Source organism: Flavobacterium sp. TAB 87 (assembly GCF_001529295.1).
Lineage (GTDB): Bacteria > Bacteroidota > Bacteroidia > Flavobacteriales > Flavobacteriaceae > Flavobacterium.
In genome coordinates this window covers 543,601-559,696 of the sequence record NZ_LLWK01000037.1, presented here as the reverse complement: position 1 = coordinate 559,696, position 16,096 = coordinate 543,601, and the positions used below count along the sequence as shown (strand labels likewise).

Here is a 16,096-nt window from a genome sequence, read left to right as displayed (position 1 = left end):
TATGTTTAGTAGAGACAGTTTAAACGAAATTTTAGAAGCTTTAACAGCAAATGTGTTTAGAACCATATTGACTGCTTTCGGTGTGTTTTGGGGTATTTTTATTTTGGTGATTTTACTGGCCGCTGGTAAAGGTTTAGAAAATGGAGTAAAGCAAGGGTTTTCAGGAATGGCGACAAACTCCATGTTCATGTGGACCCAAACTACATCTAAAGCTTATAAAGGTTTACCAAAAACGCGTCGATATGACTTTAAAAATAGCGATGTTGCTGCTTTAAAGCAAAGTTTACCAGATCTTTTGTACGTTTCACCGCGCAATCAATTAGGAGGATTTGGAGGTGCAAATAACGTAGTTCGCGGTACTAAAACTTCTGCTTTTGATGTATACGGAGACTATCCAGAGTTGATCAAGCAACAACCCATGGACATCTCAAAAGGGCGATTTATAAATTATCAAGACATTAATTTAAAAAGGAAAGTAGCTGTAATTGGCGAAGGCGTTATTAAAGAGTTATACGATAAAGACGAAGAAGTGATCGGAACGTACCTCAAGGCAAACGGTGTTAACTTTTTAGTTGTTGGAACTTATAAAGCAAAAGGAAATAATGGGAATGCAGAACAAGAGCAAAAAAATATATTTGTGCCTTTTACTTCTTTTCAGCAAGCATTTAATTATGGAGATAGAGTCGGTTGGATGGCAATTACAGCACATGACGGAGCTTCAATCACCCAATTAAAACCAAAAATTTTAGAAATTATGAAAGAAAGGCATTTCATAAATCCTACTGACGATCGAGCAATTGGTAATTTTGATTTGTATGAGCAATTTAGCAAAGTGCAGAGTTTGTTTACCATTTTACAATTTATTGCCTTTTTCGTCGGAACATTAGTGCTTTTGTCTGGAGTAATTGGAATTTCAAATATCATGCTGATCGTGGTGAAAGAGCGAACGAAAGAGATCGGAATTAGGAGAGCCATTGGTGCGACTCCAGGTGCTATTCGAAAACAAATCCTGTTAGAAGCCTTGTTTTTAACCATCATTTCAGGAATGCTCGGTATTGCAGTTGCAACGGGAATAATTGCCTTATTGAATATGGTATTGGATTCAATGCCACCTGGCGAAAACACCATGTTTGCGAATCCAAGTGTCGATTTAGGGGTAGTGTTTTTTGCCTTAGTAATTCTAGTAGGATCAGGATTGTTAGCTGGGTTTATTCCGGCGCAGACCGCTATTAATATTAAGCCAGTAGACGCATTAAGAACCGAATAAATAAATTATCTAATTATAATTGATTAAATCATAAACCAAAAACAAAATGAAAAGAGGAGTTACCATAACTATTTTAATTTTAATTGCTATTGTTTTTTTTGGAGCACTCTATTATTTGTATGCTAAAAATCAAGAATCACCAGTGGTTTTTAAGACAGACAAGGTAGAAAACAAAACCATTGTAAAAAACACTATCGCCACAGGAAACATTGTTCCGGATGAAGAAGTATTAATTAAACCCAACATTTCAGGAATTATCGAAGCGGTTTACATTAAAGCAGGAGAGCACATCAAAGCGGGCGATATGATTGCAAAAATCAAGGTGGTGGCTAATGTTTCTAGCTTGAGTAATACTCAAAATCAAGTTCAAACGACTAAAATTGAATTGGATAATCAAGAAAAAATGTACCAACGTCAAAAAACGTTATTTGATAAAGGGGTCATTTCTGCCAATGATCATGATGCGGCTCTATTGAATTACAAACAAGCCAAACAAAATTATGCAGCTTCAAAACAAAGCTTAGATATTGTTAAAACGGGAACTACTTCTGGTTTGGGTCAATATGCAAATACGGTAATTCGTTCTACAGTTACTGGGATGGTTTTGGATGTTCCTGTAAAAGTAGGAAATCAAGTTATAGAAAGTAATAATTTTAACGAAGGAACAACTATTGCAAGTGTTGCTGATGTTGGGAGAATGATTTTTGTTGGTAAAATTGATGAGTCTGAAGTAGGAAAAATTAAAGAAAAAATGGCAATTGAAATTACAATTGGTGCGATAGAAAACAAAAAATTCGATGCTAATTTAAGATATATTGCTCCAAAGGGAATTACAGAAAATGGTGCAATTCAATTTGAAATAAAAGCCGATTTGGCTAATAAGGATGCCACTTTTATTCGTGCGGGTTTGAGTGCTAATGCGTCTATTATTTTAGAAAAGGCAGAAAAAGTAATGGCAATTAAAGAGTCGTTAGTTCAATTTGACCAAAAAACGCAAAAGCCCTATGTAGACGTACAAGCGGGACCTCAGAAATTTATTCGTAAAGATTTAACTTTAGGGGTGAGTGACGGAATTTATGTACAAGTCAAAAGTGGACTTAAATCATCTGATAAAATTAAAGTATGGAATCAGGGTTTATTGAGTGATGATAAAGAAGATAAAAAAGGATAAAAGCGTAGTGTAAAGAACTTTAGTTTTTAAAATAAATGTTAAATTTGTGTGGTACATTTACTGCACTTTCATTATAAGTATATGAAAAATATAAAATCTATAAGTATCGTTTTTAGTTTCTTCTTGGCCTTTTCCGCGCAAGCGCAAACCAAACAGTGGACTTTAGAAGAGTGCGTAAAATATGCGATCGATAATAATATTTCAATTAAATTATCTGAATTAGACACGCAAACTGCCGAAATTAATAGGAAAGATGCCTTTGGTAATTTTTTGCCTTCTGTCAATGGTAATGCTTCCCACTCTTGGAATATTGGTTTGAATGTGAATCCAGTAACTAATATTGCAGCAACAAAAACGACTCAGTATTCGTCAATGGGTGCGGGTGTTGGCATTAATATTTACAAAGGATTGCAAAATCAAAATACTTTACGCAGACAAAAACTTGCCGTATTAGCTTCTCAATATCAACTGACCAAGATGCAAGAAGATGTTGCCTTAAATGTGGCTAATGCATTTTTGCAGGTACTTTTTAATAAACAAAATTTAAAGGTGCAAGAGCAACAGTTAGCCATTAATCAAAAGCAGTACGATCGCTCGGACGCTATGGTTAATGCAGGAACAATACCGCGTGGCGATTTGTTAGATGTAAAAGCAACAGTGGCATCTGATAAACAAAATGTAATTAATGCAGAAAACACATTATTGATTTCTAAATTAAGTTTATCACAATTACTGCAATTAAAGGAATTCGCTGATTTTGATGTAGCCGATGAAGATACTTTTCAAGATAAAAATAATATTCTCGCACAAACGGCATCGGAGGTTTATGTGAAAGCTAAAGAAACAAGAACAGAGTTAAAAATTGCTCAAACTAATCTGCAAATTGCAGAGAAAAATGTAGCGATTTCAAAAGGTGCGTATCAACCCACTTTGCAAGGTTTTTACAACATAAATACTAGAATCTCTTATGCAGATATGGCTGCTTTTAATCCGGATGGAACTATTGTGAGTGTTGGAGCTCCACCTTTTTGGGATCAGTTTGCCGATAATAGAGGGCAAGCTTTTGGTGCGCAACTTTCAATTCCTATCTTTAATGGACTTAGCGTGCGAAATAATGTTGAGCGTTCGAAAGTAGATTTAGAGCGCTCTAAAATAGATTTAGAACAAAAAGAACTAGATTTGCAGCGTAATGTTTTTACAGCGTTTACAGATGCAAAAGGCGCTTTAAATGCACATGAATCGGCAATTGTCGCCCTTGAAGCCCGGCAAGAAGCGTTTAATTACGCCAAAGAAAAATACGAAGTGGGTTTGATGAATTCATTTGATTTTAGTCAATCTCAAACCTTGTTTACGAATGCGCAGTCAGAAGTGTTACGAACTAAATACGATTACATTTTTAAAATTAAGATTCTAGAATTTTATTTTGGAATTCCAATTATTCAAAATTAAAAACAATGTCAAAAAAAACAATATACATAGTATTAGGAGTTGCAATCGTTGTCATTGTCGGCCTCATTATCTTGTCTAAATCGGGAGTTATTGGCAGTAAAGATGAAGGAACAGAAGTTGAAGTCGCCAAAGTAATCAGTTCTACCATTGTGGAAACGGTTTCTGCTACAGGAAAAATTCAGCCAGAGATTGAAGTTAAAATATCATCGGAAGTTTCGGGAGAAATTATTTCTTTAAATGTAAAAGAAGGTCAAGTGGTAAAAAAAGGAGACTTATTGGTTAAAATAAATCCTGATTTATACACCTCAAGTTACAATCGTTCGGTTTCTAATCTGTCTGGAACAAAAGCAAGTTTAAGTCAGTCGGAAGCGTCATTTAGAGAAGCAAAATCTAATTATGGTCGCAATAAAACCTTATTTGATAAAGGAATCATTTCTAAATCTGATTGGGATAAAGTAGTAGCTTCTTTTGAAGTCGCAAAGGCAAGTCAGCAAAATGCATACTTCAACGTACAAAGTGCCTCTGCATCTGTAAATGAGGCGAAAGACAACTTAGGTAGAACTACTATATATGCGCCAGCAGATGGAACGATTTCAGTTCTGAATGTTGAATTGGGAGAACGTGTTTTAGGAACGCAACAAATGGCAGGAACAGAAATTTTGCGTGTCGCAAACTTAAATAATATGGAAGTTGAAGTGGACGTAAATGAAAATGATATTGTTAAAATTAAAGTGGGTGATGAAGCGCACGTAGAAGTTGATGCGTATTTAAAAAAGCAGTTCCAAGGAGTTGTAACAAGTATTTCAAACTCAGCAAGTAGCGATCTAAAAGCAGATCAAGTAACAAATTTTAAAGTAAAAATTCGTATTGTAAAAGAATCGTATGCTGATTTGACAGAGGGTAAACCGGCGGCTTATTCTCCTTTTAGACCAGGAATGACTGCGACGGTTGATATTGTTACTACGACTAAGAGTAATGTTTTAGCGGTGCCAATTAGTTCGGTAGTGGTAAAAACTGATACGGCTGCAGTAGCGGTGAAAGACCTTAAAGTGGAGCAAGAGACGCAAGACGAAAAAGGTGTTCCTAAACCAGATAAAAAATTCGAATGTGTTTTTGTTAAAGTGGGAGACAAAGCAAAAATCAGAGTGATTAAGACAGGAATTCAAGATGATATGAACATTGAAGTGATGTCGGGATTAAAACCTGGAGATATTGTTATTACTGGGCCTTATACCACGGTCTCCAAAGACCTAAATTCGGGTGATAAAGTGAAAGTCAAATCGGATCAGATTAAAAAATAAATAAATTTCAGCCACATTTTAAACTTTTAGAATGTGGTTTTTTTCAATTTAAAAAATAATAAGTTGGCTTATATTTTAAATATCGAAACAGCAACTAAAAACTGTTCGGTTGCATTAGCAAAAGATGGAGTAGTAATAATTTGTAAAGAAATTGCCGAAGAAGGCTTCTCACATGCCGAAAAATTACATCTTTTTATAGAAGATTGTATAAAAGAAGCTGATGTTACTTTGCAGGATTTATCGGCTGTTGCAGTCAGTCAAGGACCAGGTTCATATACGGGTTTGCGTATTGGAGTTTCGGCTGCCAAAGGCTTGTGTTTTGCACTTTCGATTCCCTTAATTGCAATAGATACACTGCAAAGCTTAGCCTCTCAGGCCCACGTTGCTGATGGTGTTATTATACCTATGATTGATGCCAGAAGAATGGAAGTGTACAGTGCTGTTTTTTCAGCAGAAGGAGAACGATTGCGAGAAGTGCAAGCAGAAATTATTACTGAAGACTCATTTTCCGACTATGAAGAGAAAGTTTATTTTGTTGGAGATTGTGCCGAAAAATGCAGTACTCTTTTAACGAATAGTAATTTTGTTTTTTTAGTAGAATTTAAATATCCTTCAGCAAATGAAATGGCGCAATTAAGCTTTGAAAAATATAAAAAAAACGACACTGTTGATGTCGCTTATTTTGAGCCTTATTATTTAAAGGACTTTATGATTACTACTTCAAAAAAATAAATTTATACCTTTTTAGTTTCGATAATGGTTTTGCTCAATTCTTGAACGTACGGTTGTATTCTAATTCCTTCTTTTTCGAAAGCAGCTTTACAGCTTTCAAGCGTATCTGTAAATACATTGCCATAATCTTCATTAGTAGCCCAAGGACGAACGGCCAAAACCACCGCGGTGTCATTTAGGCTCAATACAAAAACACTGGGTGCTGGAGTTTGTAAAACCTTCGGATTGTCAGTTAAAATTTTCATGATGATACTTTTTGCTTCTTTTAAATTTGTATCGTAAGAAACAGAAAACGTGAAGTCCGCTCTGCGCTGTCCTTGCATCGAATAATTGATAATGTTTCCGTTGGACAAAGAACCATTCGGAATGAAGACGGTTTGATTGTTTCCGGTAATTAGTTTGGTGACAAAAATTTGTATCTCTGCAACCGTTGCGACCACACCTTGCGCTTCGATTACATCTCCAACTTTAAAAGGTTTGAATAATATGATTAGCATTCCCCCAGCAATGTTCGAAAGAGAGCCTTGAAGCGACAAACCAATTGCAAGTCCCATTGCTCCTAAAATAGCGACGAAAGACGAGGTTTCGACTCCTAATTTAGAGATAAACGTCACAAACAGTAATATGCGCAGTGCCCAAAGTAAAAGGTCTCCTAAGAAATTTGTCAGAGTGGGATCAATATGACGACGTGCCATAATTCTTCGAATCAATCGGTTGACAAATCGAATAAAGTAAAGTCCAATTATTAAGATAAAAAAAGCGGAGATTAATTTCGGAGAATACGCCAGCAAAGATTCTAAGATAGTCTCTATGTACGTCTTAAGTGGATGAGGATCTAATTCCATAATAGGTAATAAAAAAACCTTCTAAAAGAAGAAGGTTTGAATTTGTATTTTAAAGATATAAAAATTATCCATTAACTGATTCTACTTTTATCTGCTCGTCGTTCAACATGCTTTTTAGCATATTTTCAATTCCGCTTTTTAAAGTAAAGGTAGAAGAAGGACATCCACTACACGCACCTTGCATAATTACATTTACGGTTTTGGTGCTTTCGTCATACGATTCAAAAACTATGTTTCCACCGTCAGCAGCAACGGCGGGCTTCACATATTCTTCTAAGATATTAATAATTTTTTGTGAAGTTTCATCTAGTTTGTCAAAAGCTTCATCTTTTTTATCTTCACTTTTTAGAGGAGCAGCAAGCAAACTATCATCTAGAACAGTTCCTCCGTTCTCAATGTATTGTTTGATGAACGTCCTAAGCTCTAATGTAATTTCGTCCCAACTATTAATCTCATATTTGGTAACTGAAATGTAATTCTCATCCATGAAAATTTCCTTTACATACGGAAATTTGAATAATTCTTGTGCTAAAGGAGAAGCCGCAGCTTGATCTATATTTTTAAATTCAATTGCATTTTTAGTTAGCATTTTGCTCACTACAAATTTTAACGCAGATGGATTTGGTGTCGTTTCTCCGTAAACAGTAACCGGTAATTTTTTTGATTTATTCTCACTCTCCGTGATAATAACTCCGCCTTTTTGAATAAATTCTTCAATTTGCTCGGCAACATCTTCTTTAACGTCGTCCCATTCAACAATGCTGTAACGCTCTACCGCTACAAAATTTCCCGAAATGTAAACGGTTTTTACAAAGGGTAAATAAAATAATTGTTGTGCTAAAGGAGAATCTGTAGCCTCGTCAATATTTTTGTATTCGTAACTTTGATTGCGCGTAATAAAATCAGGAAATTCAAATTTTATTATGGCAGGATTTTGGGTTTCTTTTATAGTAAGTTTTGTCATGATGCGTGTAATTTTGTGCAAATTTACTAAAGATATTTTCGACTAATAGTTATATTTGGTTTTTATTATAATATTAAAGGGAAATAGCTGTGATTTTCAGCGCTTTCGTGACTTAGAATGCTTTTTCGGTGTAACGGCTAAATACTATTGAATGTCCTTTAAAATTAAATTTGTAGCCTTCTTTTTATCGGTCATTTCTTTCGGCTTTGCTCAAGAAGGGATTCCGGTTTATTCTGATTATTTAACTGACAACTATTACCTTATCCACCCTTCGATGGCTGGCGCTGCAAATTGTGCAAAAGCACGATTGACTACCCGCAAACAATGGTTTGGTCAAGATGATGCTCCTGCGATGCAAACTCTTAGTTTTAATGGCAGAGTTACTGAAAAAGCTGGAGCAGGAATTATTTTATTCAATGACAAAAATGGCTACCATTCGCAAAAGGGCGTAAAGCTAACGTACGCATATCATATATTATTTTCGAGAGATGAAATCGATTTAAATCAATTGTCTTTTGGACTAAGTGGTGGTATGTTTCAAAGTCAATTGGACGAAAGTACTTTTACAGGATTCGATCCTATTGTATTTGGAGAAATTCAAAAAGATACGTACTTTAATATCGATGTAGGTGCTTCGTACAATTATCTTGATTTTTATGCTCATGCCACCATTCAAGGTTTGGTAGAAACGAGAAGAGAGTTGTACACTAAATTTGAAAATGATAATTTAAGAAAATATTTATTGAGTGCTGGTTATGTTTTTGGAGAAAAAGATAAACTTTATTTTGAACCGTCTGTATTATTTCAGTGGATTGATGCGAGCAAAGAGAAAATAGTTGACGCCAATATTAAAGTCCACAAAGATTTAGATTTTGGGAGTATTTGGGGCGGTCTTTCTTATCGAAGAAATTTTGACGGTACACAATATTACAATGGCAATGGTATTTCTACTCAAAAAATGCAATATTTTACGCCTTTTGTTGGAGTTAATTACAATAAATTCATGATAGGGTACACTTATTCTAATATTGTAGGAAATGCGAAGTTTGACAACGCAGGCTACCACCAAATTACAGTGGGAATTGATCTGTTTTGCAAACGTGCGCGATACGATTGTGCTTGTCCTGCAATTAATTAAAAAAATAAAATTATGCTTATAAAAACGGTAAATGGAAAAACACCTCAAATTCCAACTGATTGTTACGTAGCCGAAAATGCTACTATTGTGGGTGATGTAACGTTTGGAGAATCATGTAGTGTTTGGTTTAATGCTGTAATTCGTGGGGATGTAAACTTTATAAAAATTGGCAATAAAGTAAACATTCAGGATGGTGCTGTGGTACATTGTACCTACCAGAAACACCCAACAATTATTGGTAATAATGTTTCTATTGGTCACAATGCTATTGTGCACGGTTGCACGATTCACGACAATGTGTTAATTGGAATGGGAGCGATTGTGATGGATAATTGTGTGATTGAAAGTAATTCTATTATTGCTGCGGGCGCTGTTATAACTCAAAATACAGTAGTCGAGTCAGGAAGTATTTATGCTGGAGTACCAGCCAAAAAAGTGAAAGCGATAGATCAATCTAATTTTGCTGGGGAGATCGAACGTATTTCTAATAATTACGTAATGTACTCGAGTTGGTTTAAAGAAGAAGAAAAAGAATAGCTTCATATCCTCCTTTAGGAAGAAGTTCTGTGAATAATGATTAAAATACTTTTTCTATCACTTCGTATTTATTTGCTAGTATCGAACGTAAAACAGAAGAATCAGTATTGCTGTAAAATATAGGCTTTGGATTTAGTAAGGTAGATAGGCCAATGGTGTCATTCAATACTTTTTTAGTCTGACGAGCAACGGCTTCTCCTGAATCAATAATTTGTATGTGTGTCGGAAGTATCTTTTTTATTTGGGGGATCAAATAGGGATAATGACTGCATCCTAACACCAAGTAATCAATATTGGCGGCAATCATCGGTTGTAAGTAGGAAGTAAGCAAAAGAGTCATTTCTTTACTGTATAAATCTCCCTTTTCGATCAACTGCACTAATCCATAGCCTATTTGCTCAACGATCTTAGTTTGGCTAAACATTTCTGCGGTTTTGTTAAAAAGCTCACTGTTTAGGGTTCCTTTAGTGGCTAAAATACCAATTGTTTGGGTTTGCGAATTTTGGGCAGCTGGTTTTATGGCGGGTTCTATCCCGATGAAAGGAACTGTATAATCCTTTCTTAGCTCAATGATAGCATTTGTCGTTGCTGTGTTGCAGGCGATAACGATCAATTTACATTGTTGTGCCAGTAAAAAATCTACATTTTTTCGACTCAATGCAATAATTTCTTCTTTTGATTTTTGACCGTACGGAGCGTTTATGCTATCAGCCAAATAGATTGTTTGTTCATTGGGCAACAAATTATGAATTGCTTTCCAAATTGAAGTTCCGCCGATACCCGAATCAAAAATACCTATAGGATTGTTATTGGTCATAAAACAAATTTAGAATATTTTTTAATTGATACTATTGAAGTGAGAATTTTTTGTAAAAAAAAAACTGCTCCGATCTGAAATTTCAGTGGAGCAGTTTTTATGTATTTTGGCTTATATTAGAAACCTAAATCTTTTTTTACATCAGCAGTCAAGTTTGGACCATCCGCTAACAATAAAGAAGAACCATCAACAATATACTGGAACCCTTTTGCTTTTCCAACTTTTTGAATAGAAGCTTTTACTTTATCCATTAATGGTTTTACGATATCAGATTCTTTTTGTTGCAATTCTTTTTGAGCATTGTCTCTATAATCAACAATTCTTTTTTGCATGTCTTGCACTTCTTTAGAACGATCTGCGTTCACAGCATCAGTCACAGTAGCAGACTCCGTTTCGTATTTTTTAAGTTTAGTTTGATATTCATCAACCATCTTTTTGTATTCTGCGTCGTATGTTTTACTTAATGCTTCCAATTGCTTTTGAGCGTCAAGCATTGCAGGCATTTTAGCCATGATTTCGCCTGTATCCACGTGTGCCATTTTAGCTTGTGCTGTAATAGTTTGGCTAGCACCTATTAATAAAACGGCTGCTATTAGTAAAGTTTTAATTTGTTTCATCATTTTAAATATTAATTAATTATTGGTCGAATTTATTTTAATCTCTTTATGGAGTTGTTCTTGGCGTTTCTCTTGCTTTTTTGGCAGCTTCTCTTTCTTCTAATATGCGCTGGCGTCTTTCTTCTAGTTCTTTTTTACGTTCATCAAAAAGGCGCTGTCTTTCTGCTGCTTTTGTTTCAGCTCCTTCTACTGCTGATGCGTTACTCGAAGTAGCAGCCGTTGTTTTTGCATTCTCTTTCGTTTCTACACTTTCAGAAACCGTGCTATTCTTTCTAGCTTCACTTTCGGCAGCTTGCCCATTTCGTCGTGCTTCGTATTCTTTTTGTTTCTGCTGTTGCTCTAATTTACGATCTTCTAATAACTTAGCTCGAACGGCTTTTCGTTCTTCTAGCAATTTTTGTCTGTCGTTTAGAGCTGGATTTTCATCTATAGCATCCAACTTTGCCTGCTGCTCTTCTTCTAATTCTAATTGTTTCTTAGAAACTTGTTCACGTTTATCAGCTCTAGTGATAATTCGCAATACTTGGTCGCTGATATCATATCTTTTTGCTGCGAATAACATGGTCAAGTCTGAAGATCTATCAAAAATAAAATCATATTTTTTAGCTTCAGCGATATCTTGCACGGCTGTAAAGACTTGATCTTGGATTGGTTTCGTTAAAGCTGTTTTTTGATGGATTAAATTGCCATTTGGTCCAAACTGCTTTTGTTGAAAATCCAACATTTCATCTTCTAAAAACTTTATTTCTGTTTCTCTTTCGTCTATTAGCTCTTTTGTTAGTAGTGCTTTTTCGGCTTGCAATGCTTCCCGTAGGCTTGCAATATCTTTTCTCTTTTCGTCAACTTCTTGCTTCCATTTTTGTGCTTTCAGTTCGAGTTGTACTTTGGCTTCTTTGTAATCTGATACATTTTCTAAAATGTACTCCATATCTATATAGCCAACCTTGGTTGATCTGGTTTGCGCCTGATGAACACTTACTGAAATCAGGGCTAAAAATATAAATAAAAACTGTTTTCTCATAACATTTATTTTATTTGAAATTTTTTAACCAATATTATTTTTAGAACTGTTGGCCAATGATAAAGTGGGTTTCCCAACCATGTGCGCCAGGTAGTCTGGTACCGTTACCATTTGGAACATTATCAAATCCATAACCCATATCAATTCCTAACAATCCAAATGCAGGCATAAAGACACGCAATCCAGCTCCGGCAGAACGATTCAAGTCAAAAGGATTGTATTCTTTAAAAGAAGGATACGCAGATCCTGCTTCAAAAAACGTCAATGCATAAATCGAGGCCGATTGTTTCAGTGTAATTGGGTAACGCAATTCAAACGAAAATTTATTGTAAATAGTTGCTCCAATTTGATCTCCACGATTATTTACTGGTGTTAAGGTATTGTTTTTATATCCTCTCTGTGCGATCGTTTCACGACCATCCATCGAGTAACTTGCCATTCCATCTCCACCTACGTAAAAACGCTCAAATGGTATAATTCCTCTATCTTGGTTATAAGCTCCTAAGAAACCAAATTCGGCTAAAGATCTAAATACTAATTTACCATATACTTTCGTATACCAATCTGCTTTAAATTTTACTTTGTAATATTCTAACCAATTGTATTTCTGTTGGTCAACTTTTGCTGGATCTGCTGCAGCATCCTGAAAGTTAGTGACACGGTTTCCAGTTCCATCAATATAATCTCCAGGCTGAACAATTATACCATTACCATCTGGATAGCTACTCGTACTTTTCATTTTGTACTCTTTTTCATCACCTAACTTAGCGTAATCAATTCCGTTTAATAATGAGTAGGGTGGGCTAAATTTAGCAGAAACACTAAACTCTGATCCGTAAGTTGGAAAAATTGGATTCGTTCCTTTATTGTTACGTGTTAATCCGATTGTGTACGCTAGATTTCTTGAGGTACCATTTCCAAAAGTGAACAGTCCTGTGAAATAATTCTGCAAATCATAATGTTGGTAACTAATTGCCTGCGACAGTACGAAAAAGTCATCGGGAACAGAAAGTCTTTTTGCTTGCCCAATAGAGATAGTAAAGATGTTAAAACTTTTACTTTTATCCACTCTTTGTGTAATATAGTTGTTGTTGAATTGCTTACTATATGAAATAGATGAATTAAACTGAACGGGTTTTTTTCCTCCAAACCAAGGCTCTGAGAACGACAAACTGTACGTTTGGAAATACGTACTTCCTTGTAAACGCAAAGCTACTTTTTGTCCGTCACCCATAGGTAAAGGTTTGTATGAATCTTTTTTAAATATGTTTTTTGTCGAAAAGTTATTAAATGACAAACCTAATGTACCAATAAAACCACCACCACCGTAACCACCTTGTAGTTCGATTTGACTGGCTCCTTTTTCAATCAATTTGTATTCAATATCTACAGTTCCTGCTCCTGCATCAACGTTTTTAAACTGTGGGTCGATTGCTTCAGGATCAAAGAAACCAAGTTGACCAATTTCACGAATGGTACGTACTAATTGCTCCTTACTGTATTTTTGTCCAGGTTTAGTTCTTAATTCACGGTAAATTACGTGATCGTTTGTTTTGTCATTTCCAGCAACAGTAATTTTGTTAAAATACGCAATTGGACCTTCTGTAATTCTAATTTCAAAATCAATCGTATCATTTGCTGTTCTCGTTTCAACAGCGTTGATGTTCGAGAATAAATAACCATTGTTTTGATATAAGTTAGTAATGTCTTCTGCATCTGGTTTTGACTTATCGGCAATACGCTCTTGCAATAAGACACCATTATATGTATCTCCTTTATTGATACCTAATAAACGATGTAATGATTGGTCTGCATAGATGGTATTTCCTAAAAATTTAATGTTACCGAAGTAATATTTGTTTCCTTCTTCTAAATTAATTTTAATAGCTAAACCATTTTTATCTTTATCAAAATGTACTGAATCTGAAGTAATTCGTGCATCACGATATCCTTTTGCTTTGTATTTGGCAAGGACTTTATCTAAATCCTCTTTGTATTTTGTTTTGATGAATTTTGAAGCTTTATAAAAGCGCAAAAACTTTCGCTCTTTCGTGTTTTTCATCGCGCTTCGAAGTTCTTTGTCCGTAAGTTGAGAGTTTCCAACAAAATCAATACTATTGATTTTTACTTTATCACCTTTATCCAGACGAACTAACATATTGATGCGATTGCCATCTGTAGTATCGGCCGGAGTAGTAGTAATGGCTACTTTCGTATTAAAATATCCTTCTTTTTTATATTTGTTTTCGATGTAGTTTTTAGAAGTAGTAATTAAGTTTTCGTTTACTATTTTGTTCTTCGTTAAACTGTTGTCTTTGATCAAGCCGTCAACTTTACTCTTTTTAACGCCAACAAATTTTACTTCGTTAAGTTTTGGTAACTCAACGATTTCTAGATCAAGATATATACTATCATTTTGAATGCGGTTGACATAAAAAGCGATTTCATCAAATAAACCAAGTTTTCCTAGTTTTTTAATTGCTCCACTAATTTCTTCACCAGGAACGGTAATTTCTTGCCCTTTTTGTAAGCCAGAAAATGTAACCACGGTTTGTGCGTTAAAACTTATTTTACCTACGATAGCAACATCAGCCAAAATGTATTTTTTACCCTCATCAAAAGGAACACGATCTTGTGCTTTTATTTGAGAAAATCCACTAAAAACCAGTACGGAAGCTACTATTACTCTTTTTAAATCCTTATGTAACACTAAAAAATTATTTAATTTGTTCGCTTGTTTTTCCAAATCTACGTTCTCGTTTTTGATAACTAATGATAGCCTCATATAAATGTTCTTCTTTAAAGTCTGGCCATAATACATTGGTAAAGTATAATTCTGCATAAGCTATTTGCCACAACAAGAAATTACTAATTCTATGTTCACCGCTGGTTCGTATTAATAAATCTACATCTGGTAAATTTTGCGTGTAAAGATGCTCATTAATAATTGAATCGTCAATATTGTCAATTGAAATTATATTATTTTTAACTTTATCACTAATCACCTTTATAGCGTTGACCAATTCCTCTCTAGACCCGTAACTTAGGGCTAGTGTAAGGGTTAATTGATTGTTGTTTTTGGTTTTTTCTATAACATCAAAAAGCTCTTTTTGTGCTTTTTTTGGCAGTTTATCGAGGTTACCAATTGCATTTAACTTGATGTTATTTCTGTTTAAAGTTTCTAATTCTTTTTTGAGAGAATTTATTAGAATCTTCATCAATGCTTCTACTTCTAATTTTGGACGATTCCAGTTCTCTGTAGAAAAAGCATATAACGTTAAATACTTGATGCCCATTTTAGCACAAGTTTCAATGGTGTTTTTTACCGATTTTGTGCCATTTTCATGACCAAAAGCACGCAAAAATCCTTGTTGCTTTGCCCAACGTCCATTCCCATCCATGATTATGGCGAGATGTTGAGGTAAATTATTATGATCGATATTCTCTAAATTATTCATTTTTTAATAGTGGCAATAGCAAGGTTTGTTTCCAAAAGTATACGTTAATGTTACTCCAGTAAAAACATACCAGTCATTATTATTTAAATTTCCAAAACGGTACTGATCTAAATTATTACTGTCAGGAAAACTGCCGTCTAAATTGTCAGTAAAAGTATATCGAGCTCCTATTTCTGCAGCTAATATAAAATGTGGACTTATATTAGATTTAACGCCCACTGTCATCGGGATAGCAAGCGAACTTGATTTTGAATCTTTAAAAGTTTCTCCTGAAATAATGTAAAGATCATCGTATCTAAAATAACTCAGTCCAGTATATACGTATGGTGTTATTTTTTTGTTAGAATCATGCAAATTAAAATCAAAAAAATTAAACTCTAATCCTGCAGATAGTTCTTTTATACTATTATCAAATCGATAACCTCTTTGATTTCTGCTACTTTCTTTCGAGTCGTTATCGTTTGCTGTTATCGTGGACTGCGTGTATGAAATGCGATACGCATGTCTGGTGCTGCGGTTCCATTTATATAAAACTCCAAATGCTAATTTATCAGGAGAAATAAAAGTAGTGGTTCCTACGTCGCCAATATAATTGCTTCCACCTACTAAAACACCGACCTCATGTATTTGAGCGTGCAGAGCAAAATAAGAGGAAAAACAGAACAGTAAACTAAAATATTTATTCATTTAATTCTTAGTTGCGTGCAAATATAATAATTCTCACTTCGAATCAATACCAATTCCACTAAATGTGAGATTTTTATCGAGCAAAGCCTTAT

Annotated in this window: 15 protein-coding genes; 7 read left to right on the top strand and 8 right to left on the bottom strand. The window is 34.7% G+C overall.

Annotation, left to right across the window (positions count from 1 at the left end):
• Position 1: 1 nt before the first annotated feature.
• The 5 genes from AP058_RS11700 to tsaB all read left to right on the top strand — a co-directional run bounded on the left by AP058_RS11700 (position 2) and on the right by tsaB (position 5,920).
• Positions 2-1,267, top strand: coding sequence for an ABC transporter permease (locus AP058_RS11700; protein WP_066310845.1), 1,266 nt, complete (start codon positions 2-4; stop codon positions 1,265-1,267).
• A gap of 46 nt (positions 1,268-1,313) precedes the next feature.
• Positions 1,314-2,438 (top strand): efflux RND transporter periplasmic adaptor subunit, encoded by a 1,125-nt coding sequence (locus AP058_RS11695; RefSeq protein WP_066310842.1) that lies wholly within the window; start codon positions 1,314-1,316, stop codon positions 2,436-2,438.
• Positions 2,439-2,519: 81 nt separating this feature from the next.
• Positions 2,520-3,887, top strand: coding sequence for a TolC family protein (locus tag AP058_RS11690; protein ID WP_066310836.1), 1,368 nt, complete (start codon positions 2,520-2,522; stop codon positions 3,885-3,887).
• 5 nt (positions 3,888-3,892) lie between these two features.
• Positions 3,893-5,188, top strand: coding sequence for an efflux RND transporter periplasmic adaptor subunit (locus AP058_RS11685; protein WP_066310833.1), 1,296 nt, complete (start codon positions 3,893-3,895; stop codon positions 5,186-5,188).
• Between the two features lie 63 nt (positions 5,189-5,251).
• Entirely contained in the window at positions 5,252-5,920 is a 669-nt protein-coding gene (gene tsaB, locus AP058_RS11680) for a tRNA (adenosine(37)-N6)-threonylcarbamoyltransferase complex dimerization subunit type 1 TsaB (RefSeq protein ID WP_066311157.1), read from the top strand.
• A gap of 2 nt (positions 5,921-5,922) precedes the next feature.
• Here tsaB and AP058_RS11675 read toward each other — a convergent pair whose 3' ends face one another.
• Complete coding sequence (locus AP058_RS11675; RefSeq protein WP_066310825.1) at positions 5,923-6,765, bottom strand: mechanosensitive ion channel family protein; 843 nt, start codon at positions 6,763-6,765, stop codon at positions 5,923-5,925.
• 64 nt (positions 6,766-6,829) lie between these two features.
• Positions 6,830-7,729, bottom strand: coding sequence for a NifU family protein (locus tag AP058_RS11670; protein WP_066310820.1), 900 nt, complete (start codon positions 7,727-7,729; stop codon positions 6,830-6,832).
• Positions 7,730-7,880: 151 nt separating this feature from the next.
• Here AP058_RS11670 and AP058_RS11665 point away from each other — a divergent pair, with 151 nt between their 5' ends.
• Together AP058_RS11665 and AP058_RS11660 are read left to right on the top strand one after the other, a co-directional pair.
• The gene (locus tag AP058_RS11665) at positions 7,881-8,867 is read left to right on the top strand and encodes a type IX secretion system membrane protein PorP/SprF (protein WP_066310816.1); all 987 of its coding nucleotides are present in this window, start codon (positions 7,881-7,883) and stop codon (positions 8,865-8,867) included.
• 12 nt (positions 8,868-8,879) lie between these two features.
• Positions 8,880-9,404 (top strand): gamma carbonic anhydrase family protein, encoded by a 525-nt coding sequence (locus AP058_RS11660; RefSeq protein WP_066310814.1) that lies wholly within the window; start codon positions 8,880-8,882, stop codon positions 9,402-9,404.
• A 40-nt stretch (positions 9,405-9,444) separates the two neighbouring features.
• Here the strand turns inward: AP058_RS11660 and murI are convergent, their stop codons facing one another.
• From murI to AP058_RS11630, 6 genes are all read right to left on the bottom strand, one after another.
• The gene (gene murI, locus AP058_RS11655; RefSeq protein WP_066310808.1) at positions 9,445-10,221 is read right to left on the bottom strand and encodes a glutamate racemase; all 777 of its coding nucleotides are present in this window, start codon (positions 10,219-10,221) and stop codon (positions 9,445-9,447) included.
• Between the two features lie 116 nt (positions 10,222-10,337).
• Complete coding sequence (locus tag AP058_RS11650) at positions 10,338-10,838, bottom strand: OmpH family outer membrane protein (RefSeq protein ID WP_066310807.1); 501 nt, start codon at positions 10,836-10,838, stop codon at positions 10,338-10,340.
• Between the two features lie 46 nt (positions 10,839-10,884).
• Positions 10,885-11,859 carry an OmpH family outer membrane protein gene (locus tag AP058_RS11645; protein WP_066310804.1) on the bottom strand — a complete coding sequence of 325 codons (975 nt, stop codon included), beginning with the start codon at positions 11,857-11,859 and terminating at the stop codon, positions 10,885-10,887.
• Positions 11,860-11,899: 40 nt separating this feature from the next.
• Positions 11,900-14,644 (bottom strand): outer membrane protein assembly factor, encoded by a 2,745-nt coding sequence (locus AP058_RS11640; RefSeq protein WP_066310801.1) that lies wholly within the window; start codon positions 14,642-14,644, stop codon positions 11,900-11,902.
• A complete protein-coding gene (locus AP058_RS11635) occupies positions 14,577-15,317 on the bottom strand; it encodes an isoprenyl transferase (protein WP_066310799.1) in 741 nt (246 codons plus the stop codon). Before AP058_RS11635 ends, AP058_RS11640 begins: the two co-directional genes overlap by 68 nt.
• 3 nt (positions 15,318-15,320) lie before the next feature.
• A complete protein-coding gene (locus AP058_RS11630; protein WP_066310796.1) occupies positions 15,321-16,004 on the bottom strand; it encodes a DUF6089 family protein in 684 nt (227 codons plus the stop codon).
• Positions 16,005-16,096 lie beyond the last annotated feature (92 nt).